Source organism: Burkholderia sp. BCC0097 (assembly GCF_902832985.1).
Classification (GTDB): domain Bacteria; phylum Pseudomonadota; class Gammaproteobacteria; order Burkholderiales; family Burkholderiaceae; genus Burkholderia; species Burkholderia orbicola.
In genome coordinates, this window is the sequence record NZ_CADFDM010000011.1 from 220,775 (window position 1) to 235,625 (window position 14,851).

Annotated in this window: 10 protein-coding genes; 8 read left to right on the forward strand and 2 right to left on the reverse strand. The window is 69.8% G+C overall.

The features are described 5' to 3' along the window. Window positions 1–7 precede the first annotated feature (7 nt). The 8 genes from HWX07_RS31535 (at window position 8) to HWX07_RS31570 (ending at window position 12,590) form a co-directional block, all read left to right on the forward strand. The gene (locus HWX07_RS31535; RefSeq protein WP_175878966.1) at window positions 8–5,005 is read left to right on the forward strand and encodes a non-ribosomal peptide synthetase; all 4,998 of its coding nucleotides are present in this window, start codon (window positions 8–10) and stop codon (window positions 5,003–5,005) included. Beyond that, entirely contained in the window at window positions 4,995–6,026 is a 1,032-nt protein-coding gene (locus HWX07_RS31540; RefSeq protein WP_175878967.1) for a GNAT family N-acetyltransferase, read from the forward strand. The genes HWX07_RS31535 and HWX07_RS31540 overlap by 11 nt, the downstream gene beginning before the upstream one ends. A 32-nt stretch (window positions 6,027–6,058) precedes the next feature. After that, complete coding sequence (locus tag HWX07_RS31545) at window positions 6,059–7,435, forward strand: lysine N(6)-hydroxylase/L-ornithine N(5)-oxygenase family protein (protein WP_175878968.1); 1,377 nt, start codon at window positions 6,059–6,061, stop codon at window positions 7,433–7,435. A 22-nt stretch (window positions 7,436–7,457) separates the two neighbouring features. After that, entirely contained in the window at window positions 7,458–9,722 is a 2,265-nt protein-coding gene (locus tag HWX07_RS31550; RefSeq protein ID WP_175878969.1) for a TonB-dependent siderophore receptor, read from the forward strand. Between the two features lie 84 nt (window positions 9,723–9,806). Beyond that, window positions 9,807–10,646, forward strand: a complete 840-nt coding sequence (locus HWX07_RS31555) for a formyltransferase family protein (protein ID WP_175878970.1) — start codon at window positions 9,807–9,809, stop codon at window positions 10,644–10,646. After that, entirely contained in the window at window positions 10,646–11,662 is a 1,017-nt protein-coding gene (locus HWX07_RS31560; RefSeq protein WP_175878971.1) for a GNAT family N-acetyltransferase, read from the forward strand. Before HWX07_RS31555 ends, HWX07_RS31560 begins: the two co-directional genes overlap by 1 nt. A gap of 251 nt (window positions 11,663–11,913) precedes the next feature. Next, the gene (vapB, locus tag HWX07_RS31565; RefSeq protein ID WP_175878972.1) at window positions 11,914–12,177 is read left to right on the forward strand and encodes a type II toxin-antitoxin system VapB family antitoxin; all 264 of its coding nucleotides are present in this window, start codon (window positions 11,914–11,916) and stop codon (window positions 12,175–12,177) included. Beyond that, the gene (locus HWX07_RS31570) at window positions 12,174–12,590 is read left to right on the forward strand and encodes a PIN domain-containing protein (protein ID WP_175878973.1); all 417 of its coding nucleotides are present in this window, start codon (window positions 12,174–12,176) and stop codon (window positions 12,588–12,590) included. Before vapB ends, HWX07_RS31570 begins: the two co-directional genes overlap by 4 nt. 44 nt (window positions 12,591–12,634) lie before the next feature. Here the strand turns inward: HWX07_RS31570 and HWX07_RS31575 are convergent, their stop codons facing one another. After that, entirely contained in the window at window positions 12,635–13,540 is a 906-nt protein-coding gene (locus tag HWX07_RS31575; RefSeq protein WP_175878974.1) for a nucleotidyl transferase AbiEii/AbiGii toxin family protein, read from the reverse strand. Next, window positions 13,509–14,579, reverse strand: a complete 1,071-nt coding sequence (locus tag HWX07_RS31580) for a type IV toxin-antitoxin system AbiEi family antitoxin (RefSeq protein WP_175879059.1) — start codon at window positions 14,577–14,579, stop codon at window positions 13,509–13,511. The genes HWX07_RS31575 and HWX07_RS31580 overlap by 32 nt, the downstream gene beginning before the upstream one ends. Window positions 14,580–14,851: the final 272 nt, after the last annotated feature.

Genomic DNA, 14,851 nt, shown 5'->3' on the forward strand with positions numbered 1-14,851 from the left:
ACGACGGATGACGAAGGTTCAACCCGACTGGCTGGCGCTCGCGACGCGTTTCGCGCAACTGCCCGACGCGCAGCGCGCGGTCTTCATCGACAAGCTCGGCGCGGCCGGCATCGACTTCCGCGTGCTGCCGATCCCGCCGCGCACGCCGCGCAGCGACCGCGTGCCGGCGTCGTTCGCGCAGACGCGGCTGTGGCTGCACGCGCGGCTGATCGATGCGCCGGACGCGTATCACATCACCGAGCGTCTGGCGCTGACGGGTCCGCTCGACGGGCATGCGCTGCGTCTCGCCTGCGACGCATTGATTGCGCGCCATGAAGCGCTGCGCACGACCTTCGACGAAGCGCAGGACGGCGTCGCGCAGACGATCCATGCGCCGTTGCGCTGCCCGTGGCGCGAAACCGATCTCGAAGCGTTGCCGGACGTGCAGCGCGTGGCGCGCGCGGAAGCCGTCGCGACGGCCGACGAGGCCGAACCGTTCGATCTCGGCACCGCGCCACTCGTGCGTGCGCATCTGATTCGCCTCGACGCGACGCATCACTGGCTCGCACTCACCGTGCATCACATCGTGTCGGACGGCTGGTCGTCGGGCGTGATGCTGTTCGAACTCGCGGCGTTCTATCGCGCGTATGCGTCGGGCGAACCGGTGCCGCTCGCGCCGCTGCCGATCCAGTACGCCGACTACGCGCTGTGGCAGCGCCGCTGGCTCGACGCCGGCGAGCGCGACCGTCAGCTCGCGTTCTGGCGCGAGCGGCTCGACCCGCAACGTGGCGTGCTGACGTTGCCCGGTGCGGCCGCACGTCCGGCCCGCCGCAGTGCGCGCGGCGCGCGTCACGTATTTTCGCTCGACGCGCGCCTCGGTGCGCAGCTGCGCGCGTTCGCGGCCGCGTCCGGCGCGACGCCGTTCGCGGTGCTGCTCGCCGCGCTCGATGTGCTGCTGGCGCGCGCGACCGGCGACGCACGGATCTGCGTCGGCGTGCCGGCCGCGAACCGCGAGCGCGCGGAAGTCGCCGGCCTGATCGGCTTCTTCGTCAATACGCTCGCGATCGACGTCGACGTGCCCGCGCACGGCGATTTCTCGTCGCTGGTCGCGCGTACGCAGCGGGCGCTCGTCGATGCGCAGATGCATCAGGACGTGCCGTTCGAGCAGGTGGTCGACGCGCTCGGCGTGCCGCGCAGCGCGAGCCACCATCCGCTGTTCCAGGTGATGGCCGCGTACGGCGAACGCCGCGCGCTGCCGGCGCTCGGCGCGGCGTCGGCCGCGTTGCTGCCGTCCGGCACGCCGTCCGCGAAGTTCGACCTCACGCTGTCCGTCGAAGCGACACCGGACGGCACCTTCGACGCCGCCTTCATCTACGCGCTCGACCTGTTCGACGCGGACGCGATCGCGCGGCTGGCCGCGCGCTTCGTCACGCTGCTGACCGATGCGCTCGCGCGCCCGGATCTGCCGATCGGCGATCTCGACTGGCTGCCTGACGACGAACGCGCGCAGCTTTTCGCATGGAATGCGCCGGCCGGCGCGACCGCTGCCGAGCCGTTCATCTCGGTACATGCACGCATTGCCGCGCATGCGCATGCGCGGCCCGACGCACGTGGCGTCGCCGATATCGATCGCGCCTTGACGCGCGGCGAAGTCGATGCCCGCGCGGCACGTTTGGCGCGCCATCTGGTGGCGGCCGGCGTGCGGCCCGAGACGCGCGTGGGCGTCGCGCTGCAGCGCTCGGTCGACCTGCTCGTCGCGTTGATCGCGGTGCTGAAGTCGGGCGCCGCGTTCGTGCCGCTCGATCCGGCGCACCCGCGCGAACGGCTCGCGCAGATCGTCGGCGATGCGAACATCGCGCACGTGCTGACCGACGCCGCGAGCGTCGTGTCGCTGCCCGAATCGCCAGAACTGCGCATCTGGCGCGCGGACGAAATAGATGCGCTCGACGAAGCCGCGCACGTCGCGCTGCCGGACGTGCTGCCCGGCCACGCGGCGTATGCGATCTACACGTCGGGGTCGACCGGCAAGCCGAAGGGCGTGATCGTCGACCACGCGTCGTTCGCACTGCATTGCGCGGCGATCGCCGAGCGCTACGGCGCGGGTGAAAACGACGTGTTCCTGCTGTTCCAGTCGGTGAATTTCGACGGCGCGCACGAAGGCTGGTTTTCGCAATACATGTCGGGCGCCGCCGTATCGGTGACGGCCGACGTGCTGTGGCCGCCCGCGCAGACCTGCGCGATGATGATCCGCGACGGCGTGACGATGACCTACGTGCCGCCCGGCTGCGCGGCGCAGCTCGCCGAATGGGCGCTCGCGCACGGCGCACCGCCGACGCTGCGTTCGCTGACCGTCGGCGGCGAGGCGACGTCGCGCGAGGCGTTCGCGATGCTGCGCCGCGCGCTGCCGAACGTGCGCGTGGTCAACGGCTACGGCCCGACCGAGACGGTCATCACGCCGACGCTGTGGATGTTCCGGCCCGGCGACGAGCTCGCGAAGCTCGGCGATGCCGCGTATCTGCCGATCGGCACGCTGGTCGGCGCGCGCACCGCGCACGTGCTCGACGCGCGGCTGCATCCGTTGCCGGTCGGCGTGATCGGCGAACTGTATCTGGGCGGCGAGGGCATCGGCGTCGCACGCGGCTACCTCGACCGTCCGGCGCTGACGGCCGAGCGTTTCGTGCCCGATCCGTACGGCGCGCCGGGCGCGCGGCTGTACCGTACCGGCGACCTCGTGCGCCGCCGCGCGGACGGCGTGTTCGATTTCATCGGCCGCGTCGATCACCAGGTGAAGCTGCGCGGCCTGCGCATCGAACTCGGCGAAATCGAAGCGCAGCTCGCCGCGCACGATGCGGTGCGCGAAGCCTGCGCGGTCGTGCACGGGCAGGGCGCGCTCGCGCAGCTCGTCGCGTACGTCGAGCTGACCGCCGAAGCGCAGGCGGCCGCGCAGCCGGTCGAAGCCGCGACGCTCGACGCGCACCTGCGCCGCACGCTGCCCGATTACATGGTGCCCGCGCAACTGATCGTGCTCGACGCGCTGCCGCGCAACGCGAACAGCAAGGTCGACCGTGCGCGGCTGCCGGCGCCGGTGCGGGTCGAACGCGCGTACGAGGCGCCGCACGACGGCGACGAAGCCGCGCTCGCGGCGATCTGGTGCGACGTGCTGAACCTGGAGCGGGTCGGCCGCGGCGATCACTTCTTCGATCTCGGCGGTCATTCGCTCGCCGCCGTGCGTGTCGCGACGCGCGTGGCCGAACGGCTCGGCCGCGACGTGCCGGTGCGCGCGCTGTTCGAGGCGCCCGTGCTCGCGCAGTACGCGCGGCAGGTGGCCGACGCGCCGCGCGCCGCGCATACCGGCGCCACGGCGCCGGGCATCGCGGTGGTCAAACCGGACGCGCACGGCGTGTGGCCGCTGTCGCCCGCGCAGCTCGGCCTGTGGTTCCTGTGGCGCGCGCAGCCGGACAGCGCCGCATACAACATTCCGGTCGCGCTGCGTGTGCGCGGCCCGCTCGATGTCGACGCGCTGCGCGCCGCGTTCGCGGATGCGGCAGCCGTGCATCCGGCGCTGCGTGCGCGGCTCGTCGCCCGCGACGGCGCGCTGCCGGGCCAGCGGATCGACGCAGGCGTTGCCGTCGACCTGCCGGTGATCGACCTGTCGGCGCAAGCCGATGCGCCGGCCCGCGCGGCCGCGTTGACCGACGAGGACGCGCTCGCACCGTTCGACCTCGCGGCCGACGCGCCGCTGTGGCGCGCCCGCTTGCTGCGGCTCGGTGCGGACGATCACGTGCTGTCGGTGACGATCCATCACATCGTGTCGGATGGCGAATCGATCGAGCTGTGGCTCGACGCGGTGCGGGCCCGCTATGTCGCCCGCGTGCAGCGCGGCGCCGCCCCGGTCGACGAAGCCGTCGAACCGGCCGCCCAACCGCTCGTGTTGCCCGCGCCACGCCATCCGGCGCGCGTCGCGTACTGGCGCGATGCACTCGCCGGCCTGCCGTCGCGCGTGTTGCCGCAGCGCACCGATGCGCCGGCCGTGCCGCAATGGCGCGCGGCCCGCATCGCGTTCGAATTCGATACGCACCTGATTCGCGCGGCGCGCGACGCCGCGTCGGTCTCGCACGCGACGCTGCCGATGCTGCTGCACGCGGCGCTCAACACGGCACTGTTCCGCGCGACGGGCGCGGCCGACCAGCCGGTCGGCGTGCTCGCGTCGACGCGCGAACTCACGGGCGACGCGGCGCGTACCGCGCTGGGCCTGTTCATCAACTCGGTCGTCGTGCGCACGCGGATCGACCCGGCCGCGCGCCGCACGGACGTGCTGGCGCAAGTGCGCGACACGGCGCTCGCCGCGTATGCGCATGCCGACGTGCCGTTCGCCGACGTCGTGGCCGCGCTGCGTGCGCCGCGCGCCGCGCAGGCCAATCCGCTGTTCCAGGTGATGTTCAACTACCTGCGCCCGACCGGCGCGGCCGCACGCGACTGGGCCGGCCTGTCGCTGGCCGAATTCGACGACGTGCGGCATCGCGTCGTGTTTACGCTGGAACTGGACGTCGTCGAGCATCCGGACGGCCGCGTGAGCGCCGCGTTTTCGTATGCGGACGAACTGCTCGCGCGCGATTTCGTCGAGGCGCTGGTCGATCTGTATCACGACGAAGTCGCGCGTTTCGCCGGCGCGTCGGAAGCGGCGCTGGGCGCACCGGATGCGCACACGGCCACGCACGCTGCGTCCAGTGCGTTCGGCGCACGCGCCAACGGCGCAACCCGGCTGAACGCAACGCCGTCGCATGCCGCTGCCGTGCTCGCCGCGCTGTGGTCGGACACGTTCGCGACGGCTGCCCCCGAGCCCGATGCGGACCTGTTCGAAGCCGGCGCGACGTCGTTCGACGTCGTGCGCTTCGTCGACGCGGCCGGCCGTGCCGGCCATGCGCTGACGGTGGCCGACGTGTTCGCGGCACCGACGCTCGCGGCCCTCGGCGCGCGGCTCGATGCGCACGCCGAAACTGGGCGGGAGGCGCGCCATGCTGGCTGAAGTGCGTCCGGACGGATTCACGATGCTCGATACCTACCGCCTCGCGTTCGCGGGCGGCCTGTTCGCCCTGCGCGACGGCGCGGAGATCCGCGTCGCGCAGGGCGACGGCATCGGCGCGCAGTTGCTGCGTGCGCAGCTCGGCGACGACGGCGCGCTGCGCCTCGTCGCCTACAACCATCGCGCGGCGCCGGCCGACCAGCGGCGCGCGCTGCTGGCCGCGCTGGCCGCGGCGTTCTCGGACAGCGCGCGCCACGCGGCGATCCGGCTCGACCCGGCCGCCTGGCCGGCGGTCGCGCTCGACGCGCTGCGCGCGAGCGGCGTCCTCGCCGACGGCGGCCGCTGCCTGCGCGACGGCTGGGCGCAACAGGCCGATCTGTGGCGCGTCGACCCGCCTCTGCCGTGCGCGACGCTGCCGACGATCACCGACGGCCGGCGTCATCCGCGCCGGCCGCCCGCACCGAACGGCGACGTCTATGCGCGCGATCTGCCGGCACTCGGCGTGCGTTTCACGTTGCGCGGCTGGCAGCCGGCGGAGGACGCCGAGCGGCTCGCGCGCTGGTTCGACGAGCCGCGCGTGCGCGAAGGCTGGCCGGGCGAGCAGCCCGTGCAACGCGGTGCGGAAGGCCCGCAGGAAGCCGATCCGCACGTCACGCCGCTGCTCGGCTGTTTCGACGGCGAGCCGTTCGCGTATTTCGAAGCGTTCTGGCTGAAGGAGGACGCGCTCGGGCCGCACGTCGCGGCGCGCGACTACGACCGCGGGCTGCGGATGCTGGTCGGCGAGCCGCGCTGGCGCGGCCCGCACTGCGTGGCCGGCTGGCTGCCGTCCGTCGTGCATTACCTGTTTCTCGACGACCTGCGTACCGAAGCGGTCGGCTGTGCCGTTCCGGCCGGCCACACGCGGGTTGCCGACCTTCTCGCGCGGCATGGTTTCGCGCGGCAGCGCCGTCTCGCGCTGGCCGACGCGCAGCCGTGGTGGATGCGCACGCTGCGCGAGACGTTCTTCTCCGGCCGTCACGTCTGACGGGCCGGATTCACCGACAAGGAAGCTGAGACATGCAGAGAGAAACCGTATTCGACCTGATCGGCGTCGGCTTCGGGCCGTCGAATCTGGCGCTGGCCGTGCGCCTCGCGGAGCGCAGCAGCGCACACACGCTCGCTCATTGCTTCATCGAGCGCCAGCCGGAATTCGGCTGGCATCGCGGGATGCTGCTCGACGATTGCCGGATGCAGATTTCGTTTCTGAAGGATCTCGTCACGATGCGCGATCCGAAAAGCCGCTACACGTTCATCAACTATCTGTTCGAACGCGGCCGGCTGAACGAATTCGTCAACCTGAAGAACTTCTATCCGACCCGCGTCGAATTCCACGACTACCTGAGCTGGGTGGCCGACGCATTCGACGATCGCGTCCATTACAGCGAAACCGTGCTGGGCATCGAACCGGTGCGTGGCGACGGCGCGAGGATCGACGCGCTGCGCGTGCTGTCGCGCGACGCGGCCGGCCACGAGCGCCAGCGTGTCACGCGCGCGCTGTCGGTCGGCGTCGGCGGCACGCCAGCGATTCCCGATGCGTTCGCCGCGCTCGGCCGCGACCGCGTGATCCATTCGTCGTCGTACCTGACCGACATCGACCGGCTCGTCGCATCGTCCGACGGCGAGCGCCGCCGTGTCGCGGTGATCGGCGCGGGGCAGAGCGCGGCTGAAGTGTTCATCGATCTCGCACGCCGTTTCCCGCACGTCGACGCGAACCTCGTGATGCGTGCCGGCGCATTGAAGCCGGCCGACGACAGCCCGTTCGTCAACGAAATCTTCAGCCCCGAATTCACCGACGTCGTCTATGCGCAGCCGCACGACGCGCGCCGCGCGCTGCTCGAACGCTATCGCGACACGAACTATGCGGTGGTCGACCGGCCGCTGATCGAGCAGATCTACGAAATGCTGTACCTGCAGCGCATCGACGGCACGCCGCGTCACGCGCTGCTCGCGAACAGCGCGATCGAGGCGGCGGTACGCACCGCCGACGGCCGCATCGAGCTGACGCTGCGCGATCGGATGAGCGGCGCGACGCGCGTCGAGCGTTTCGATGCGCTCGTGCTCGCGACCGGCTACCGCCGCGACACGCATTCGGCGCTGCTCGAAGGGCTCGAGCCGCATCTGGGCGATGCGCTCACGCGCGGCGACGTCACACGCGACTACCTGCTCGCGACGCCCGAGCACTTCGCGCCGCGCATCTACCTGCAAGGCTGCTGCGAAGACAGCCACGGCCTGTCCGACACGCTGCTGTCGGTACTGGCGCGCCGCGCGGACGAAATCTGCGCGTCGCTGGAAGACGGGATCGCGCCCGCGCCTGACGAAGGCGCGGCCCGGACCACGCATGAAAAACGACCGAACAACGGGGTGAGCGCGAGCCGGATGGCTTTCGCTCTTTGACAAAGGCGCGGTCGGAGACCGCATGAAAAAAGTGGAGCAGAAGAAGATGGAGTGGGCAACAGGCACGCGTTTGCGTGCGATCGCAGCCGCGGCAAGCGTGGCGTTCGGTACGGCGGCGGCAGGGCACGCATACGCCCAGACGGCGCCGGCCGTGAACGCGGGCGCCGCGGCGTCGGCCAGCAGTGCGCAAAACGGCGCGACGGCGACGACGTCGACCAGCGCGCAAAACGGCACGCTGCCGGCGATCACCGTCAACGCGGCCTCGGCCGGAGACGGCACGGTCGGGCTCGTCGCGAAACGCAGCACGACCGGCACCAAGACCGACACGCCGCTCAACGAGATCCCGCAGACGATCAACGTCGTCACCGCGCAGCAGATCGAGATGACCGGCGCCACCGACGTGAACGCGGCGCTGCGCTACGTGCCGGGCTTCTCGTCGTACGGGTCGGACAACCGCTCCGACTGGTACGCGGCGCTGCGCGGCTTCACGCCGACCGCCTACGTGAACGGGCTGCAGGTGCCGAACACGATCAACCTCGCGAGCTGGCGCGTCGATCCGTACATGATCGACAGCATCAGCGTGCTGCGCGGGCCGACCTCGGTGCTGTACGGCGCGGGCGATCCGGGCGCGATCATCGACGTGCACACCAAGCTCGCCGACGGCGAGCGCGTGCGCGAAGCGGGCGTGCAGATCGGCAACTACGCGCGCAAGCAGTTCATGATCGACGTCGGCGACAAGCTCGACCCGGACGGCAAGTATGCGTACCGGTTCGTCGGCGTCGCGCGCGACGGCAACGCGCTGACGGGCCCGAACAACGACCAGCGCGTCGCGCTCGCGCCGTCGTTCCGCTGGCGTCCGGACGCGGATACGTCGCTGACGCTGTCCGCGACCTACCTGCAGGACTGGGGCGACATCTCGTCGAACTTCCTGCCCGCGCAAGGCACGGTGCTGCCGAACCCGAACGGCCAGATCAACAAGGACGTCTACGAAGGCGACGGCAACTTCAACTACTACCGCAAGAAGCAGTGGTCGGTCGGTTACCAGTTCGAGCGCAACCTGACGCCGGCCTGGACGTTCCGCCAGAACACGCGCCTCATGCACCTGTCGCTCGACAACGGCTCGGTGTTCGGCAACGGCTTCGTCGACGGCAGCACGACCGACGTGTCGCGCTGGGCCGGCGTGTTCCAGATGAACTACAGCCGCTTCGACATCGACAACAACCTCGAGGGCCGCTTCGCGACGGGCCCGCTGCAGCACACGCTGCTGCTCGGTTTCCAGTACAACCGCCAGACCGCGACCGACAGCGAATGGCTCGCCGCCGCGCCGCCGTTGAACATCTACAACCCGGTCTATCAGCCGGTCACGACGGCGGTGTTCACGCCCGACGCGACGTTCCGCACCAACACGTACACGACGATGAACACGTTCGGCCTGTACGCGCAGGACCAGGTCAAGTGGAACCGCTGGACGCTGACGCTCGGCGGCCGCGAGGACTGGGTCAACATGCGGATGGACGACCGCGCGGGCGGCACGTCGACGAAGGCGGACGTCACGGCGTTCACCGGCCGCGTCGGCCTCACGTACCAGGGCGACTACGGGCTGTCGCCGTACGTCAGCTATGCGACGTCGTTCAATCCGCTGATCGGCGTGAACCTGGTCGGCGGCGGGCTGCCGCAGCCGACGCGCGGCAAGCAGATCGAAGCCGGCCTGCGCTGGCAGCCGCCCGGCAAGAACCTGATGCTGAACGCGGCGATCTACCAGATCAACCAGACCAACGTGCTCACGTCGGCGCTGCCGAGCCAGGACGATACCGGCACGAAGTCCGTGCAGACGGGCGAAGTGCGTTCGCGCGGGATTGAGCTGAGCGCGACCGGCAAGGTCACGCGAAACCTGTCGGTGATCGCGTCGTACGTCTATCAGGACGTGAAGAACGTGCAGGCCAACGACGTCTCGCTGAACAACTGGCCGGTCGACATTCCGCGCCCGCGCCAGATGGCGTCGCTCTGGACCGACTGGACGTGGTACACGGGGCCGCTCGCCGGCTTCGGCCTCGGCGGCGGCATTCGCTACCAGAGCGCGTCGGCCGGTGCGGCCGACAACTCGCTGACGGTATCGAGCGTCACGCTGTTCGATGCGGGCCTGCATTACGACACGCGTAACTGGCGCTTCGCCGTGAACGGGACGAACCTGTTCAACCGCCATTACATCAGCGGTTGCCAGTCGGCGAACGTCTGCGTGTTCGGGACCGACCGCACGGTGATCGCCACCGCGAAATACAACTGGTGACGTTGCGCGCCACGGCTCGCCGGCTTTCGTAGCCGGCGAGCGCGGGGCGCGGCGCCTTCGTCCGCTTTTTTCCACGACGCCTCCATGCCGAAGAAAAATCTCGTCTACATCCAGTCGCTGCGCAACGGCGCCGCTGATCGTGCCGGTCAGCCGGTCGCTTATCGTGGCGGCACGCGCTACATGAAGGCGCCGCTCGAATTCCTCGTCGAGCGCCTGAACGATTCGCCGCTCGGCGAACGCTATACGCTCCAGGGCGTGATCGTCGACGACGACGAAGGCTCGCCCGCCGACCGCGCGAAAGTCGCCGATTACGGGTTCGCGCGCACGCCGGGCCGGCCGTGGATTTTGCCGGAAGGCCTGACGGTGCAGGGCCGGCCGGTCGACGCGCTGTTCTGTTCGATCCCGTCGACGTACCGGCGGCTGCCGCGCGACGCGCGTGAGCGCGTGGCCGGCAAACAGGCATTCGAGCGGCGCCTGCTCGAGCGCCTGCTCGAGCTCGACGCCGACGTCGTCGTGCTCGACGGGCTGCTCGTGATCCTCGACGAACTCGTGCGGCCGGGCGCGCGCTTTCATCGGCGCATCGCGAACATCCATCCGGGCATCACGGCCGACGATTCGCCGTATCAGCGGCGCGGCGCGTGGGCGACGCTCGACGCGCTGCACGGCGCGCGCGGCGAGCGGGTCGACTGGGCGACCGGCGCGACCTCGCGCGTCGAACCCGTGACGATGACGGGCGCGTCGTTCCACTACGTCGACAACGGTATCGATTCCGGCGAGGTGATCTGCGACGTGCTCGACACGCCGATCGCGCCGGACGACACGATTCTCGAACTGCGCTGGAACAACTTCCAGCGCAGCCTGTTTCCGGCGCTCGATCGTGGGCTGCACGTGCTCGCCGATCGCCACGACGCGGGAGCATTGTGATGCAAGACACGCTGACGAAACCGGCCGGCGCCGCCGACGCTATCGAAGGTGAAGTGGCCGCGGCGCTCGATGGTGCCGCGCACGGGCAGGCGGCCGCCGTCGTCGAGCATGCGCTCGATGCATGGCGGCCCGACGACGCGCCGGACGCGCTGCTCGCGACGTTCGTCGCGCTGTTCAACACCGACACGCGGCACGACGCGGCGACGATCTCGGTGCCGCGCGGCGGCGCCGATGCGGGGGCCGTGGCGTCGTACGTCGCGCGTGCGGTGCGTGAAGGCGTGATCGACGGCGCGCAGGTCGCGGGCGACACGCTGCGGCTCACCGTGTCGCGCACGACGTTCTGGCAGAACCCGCGACCATGGCTGAAGGCACCCGCGTCAGGCGGGATGCCGCTGCGCTACGCGATCACGAACGGCCATCGGCATCCGGTGCGGCCGCCGTCGCCGGCCGGCGAGATCTACGCGCGCCCTATGCCGCAGGTCGGGATGACGTTCAGCCTGCGCACCGTCGACATCGATGCGCACGCGGATCTCTTCAGCGGCTGGATGAACCTCGAGCGCGTCGCGCATTTCTGGGACCAGCGCGGCACGCGCGACGAGCACGCGGCGTATCTGGCCGAACGGCTGGCCGATCCGCACATGCACCCGATGATCGGCTATTTCGACGACACGCCGTTCGGCTATTTCGAGTTCTACTGGGCGAAGGAGGATCGCCTCGCGCCGTTCTACGACGCGCACGACTACGATCGCGGGCTGCACCTGCTGATCGGCGACTCGCGGTTCCAGAGCGCCGGCAAGCTGCATGCGTGGTGGAGCGGGGTGCTGCACTACATGTTCGTCGACGAACCGCGCACGCAGCGGCTCGTCGGCGAGCCGCGCGTCGATCATGTGCGGCACATCGCGTACATGCACCGGCTCGGCTTCTACACGCTGAAGGAATTCGATTTCCCGCACAAGCGCGCGGCGCTCACGGTGATCGAGCGCGATACGTTCTTTGACACTTTCCGGTTGCCGTGACGGGGGCGGGGGCGCGACGTCGGCCGACGATGCGCGCAGCCTTTGCAATGCGCATGCATCGGCCGTCCGGCATATGGACCGCGCGGCCTGCGTCATGAAGAATGGGGCGCTCCTTTCATCGACGACAGGCCGACAGCATGAATCAGACATCCTCGACACCGTGGGACACAGCTTCGGATTTGCATCCCGTCAAATTGACATATGCCAGCATATGTTTAGAATGGGTGCATCGTACTCCCATGGAGTGGCTCATGCGAACCGTTTCCATTTTCAAGAACGCCCGTAACCAGGCAATCCGCATCCCGAAGGACATGGAGTTCGAGGGTGTCACGGAACTCGAGATCCGCCGCGAGGGCGATACGCTGCTGTTGCGGCCGGTACGTCCCACGTGGCTGTCGTTCGCGAACGAACCGCTGGCCGATGCCGACTTCCTTGCCGAACGCCCGGCCGTCATCGAGTCCGGTCGCTTCGACCTGTCCGGCGATGCCGATGCACCGTCGGAGTCCAGCCGGTGACCACGCTCTACATGCTCGATACGAACATCTGTTCGTTCATCATGCGCGAGCGGCCGCCCGTGGTGCTGTCGCGGTTGCAGTCGTGCGTCAACGCACAGCACCGGATCGTCGTGTCGGCCATTACCTACGCCGAGATGCGCTTTGGCGCGGTGGGCAAGAAAGCGTCCCCGAAGCATGCGGAACTCGTCGGGGCCTTTGTTTCGCGACTCGACGGCGTGCTGTCGTGGGATTCGGCGGCGGTCGACGCCACCGCCGCGATTCGCGCGGATCTCGCCGTGCGCGGTACGCCGATCGGCGCGAACGATGCGTCGATCGCCGGGCATGCGATCGCGGCCGGCGCGGTGCTGGTCACGAACAACGGCCGTGAATTCGGTCGTGTCGCCGGGTTATCACTCGAAGACTGGGTGACCTGAGCCGGACGGGCGGCCGCGTCGTCATCTTGCCGGGCTGCGTCACGTCACACGTCGCGGGCGGGCGGGCCGGAAAGAAAGCCGCCGCGGAACGCATCGAGATACCGGTCCGCGTCGTCGTTGAATTCCCCGGGCAACAGCGCGAACGCGCGGGCCTGCAGATCCTGCCCGAGCATCGCGTAAGTCGCGTCGTCGGATAACAATGCGCGGATCGCATCGTGCGTGTGCGGTGACGCAATCTGCTTCGCGTCGCGTGCGAGCAGCGCCGCTGCCGCCAGCTCCGGCTGGAAGCCATGTTGTTCGATCAGGTCGGGCGCAACGTCCCAGATGCGCTCGCGATTGCCCGCATCGTGAAAATGCGTGAGCAGGAACAGCAGGTCGTACGCGTCGCTGTTCTGGCGCGCGCGCCGGTCCTTCCACGCGAGCAGCTTCAGCAGCGCGAGCGCCGGCAGGCTCGCCACCGGCACCGTGATGCCGGCGCCGATCGACACGGCGAGCGCCGTATCGACCGCCTCCTGAAACCCCAGCACGTTCAGCACGAAGTCGCCGCCCGGCGGCCATGCGATTTCGCCGGACGGCGTTTCGAGCGGCCCGAACGGCACCAGATCGAGTTCGGTGCGAAACCCCGGCGAGCCGCTGTCGAACAGCAGTTTCTGCCGATGCTTCGGCGCGCGGGCGAATTGCCCGGTCGCAACGAGCGCATCGACGAGCCGCTCATGAAACGGCCAGTTGACCGCGCACACAGCGACGTCGACGTCCCGCGTCGCACGCACCGGACGGATGCCGTGGACATGCCACATCAGGATGTCGCGCGCGGTCGCGCCGGCCACGACGAAGGCCGCGTCGAGCCGCGTGCAGGCCGAACCGACCGCCCGCAGCAGCGCGAACGCCGCCGGCTCGAGCGGCCGGCGCGCGTCGATTTCAAGCGGGCGGGTGGGCGAGGTATCGGTCATGGATGTGTTCGGCGGCGGCAAGATTGCGGCTGTCTCCGGACGAGACGAGATCCGCGTAGACCAACAGCGGCGGCACGAGCGGCACGTCCTGCTCGCGCCAGTCGAGCGTCGGCGACGGCGGCCAGAACGCTTCGAGCAGCTCGACGTCGCCGTGCTCGTTCGGGCGCAGGCGGGCTTGCAGCAGCAGGCGATTCGACACGGCGCCGTGCGTATAGACGGTGATCGCTGCCGGCTTCAGGTCGTGCGTGAGCAGATCGGCCGCCGCTTCGCCGCCGAGCCGCGCATCGAAGGCTGCGAAATCGAAGCCGCGCCACCAGTCGGGTGCGATCGCGGCAAACCGCCGGGCCGGCAGTTTCGCGCGCAGGCGGCTCGGGTACAGCGCGACCCATTCCTGCAGGAAGCGCGGCCAGTCGGGCATCAGCCGTTCGCCGTTGCGCCGTTGCGCGACGAGGCCGCGCGCGATCAGGTCGTCCATCGCGAGGTTGACCGTGCCGAGCGCGACGCCCGACGCGGCGGCGATCGCCCGGTACGGCTGCGCGACGAGGCCAGGCTGCGTCGCGAGCGCGAACATCACGGCGAGCCCCTTCGGCGTGGTCGCGCGCGACGCCTGACGGCGCGGCGTGCGCGCAGGTTTCGGCCGGCCGGCGATCATCAGGGTGGCCTCCGGCTGGATCAGGCTCGCATTGCCGGCGGTATCGAGAAACGGGATGTCGTGCTCGATCAGGCGGGCGGCCAGTTCGGCAGAAAAATAAGGCGCGACCAGCATAAGCGGCCGCTCGCCCGGCGCCGGCGTGCCGCCGCGGCGGCGCAGCGCCGCCAGCGCTGCCTGCAGCGATTCGACGCCGACGCTCACGGCCGCCGGCATCTCGAGGATCTGCCCGGCGATGTCGAAGCGGATCATTGCGTCGGCGCGCGCCTGGTACGCCGCCGGCACGCGCACGGGCCGCGCAGCGAAGCGCCGGGTCGCGCGTCCGAACGCGGCACAGGCCTCGTCGAGCACGTGCTGTTCCGATAGAGGAAGGGGGACGTTCGCCGGCATCACGGAGGATCGCTTGTTCACTGTTTTGTCAGCGTACACAAAAAATGTACAACCGTCAAAAAATGAACAAATGCTCTCAACCCTTTGATGAAAAGGAATTATTCCGGAATGTTTAGCTGCCGCCAACGATAACCTCCCCGTGAAAATCGAGCCTTAACGCACAGTGTCGGGCGTGCCTCTCGCCAGCGGCAGTCGTCCGGACGGGATAGCCCTCCCGGCAGCCGCGCTTCGCCTCGCGCCCGTGCGATCGGCTGGCAATCGCCAGTTGCCAT

Bases quoted from the DNA above. Each gene is read 5' to 3' on its own strand.
- HWX07_RS31550 (WP_175878969.1), top strand. From the start codon at position 7,458: ATGAAAAAAGTGGAGCAGAAGAAGATGGAGTGGGCAACAGGCACGCGT.
- vapB (WP_175878972.1), top strand. From the start codon at position 11,914: ATGCGAACCGTTTCCATTTTCAAGAACGCCCGTAACCAGGCAATCCGC.
- HWX07_RS31535 (WP_175878966.1), top strand. From the start codon at position 8: ATGACGAAGGTTCAACCCGACTGGCTGGCGCTCGCGACGCGTTTCGCG.
- HWX07_RS31545 (WP_175878968.1), top strand. From the start codon at position 6,059: ATGCAGAGAGAAACCGTATTCGACCTGATCGGCGTCGGCTTCGGGCCG.
- HWX07_RS31575 (WP_175878974.1), bottom strand. From the start codon at position 13,540: ATGACCGATACCTCGCCCACCCGCCCGCTTGAAATCGACGCGCGCCGG.
- HWX07_RS31580 (WP_175879059.1), bottom strand. From the start codon at position 14,579: ATGCCGGCGAACGTCCCCCTTCCTCTATCGGAACAGCACGTGCTCGAC.
- HWX07_RS31540 (WP_175878967.1), top strand. From the start codon at position 4,995: ATGCTGGCTGAAGTGCGTCCGGACGGATTCACGATGCTCGATACCTAC.
- HWX07_RS31555 (WP_175878970.1), top strand. From the start codon at position 9,807: ATGCCGAAGAAAAATCTCGTCTACATCCAGTCGCTGCGCAACGGCGCC.
- HWX07_RS31560 (WP_175878971.1), top strand. From the start codon at position 10,646: ATGCAAGACACGCTGACGAAACCGGCCGGCGCCGCCGACGCTATCGAA.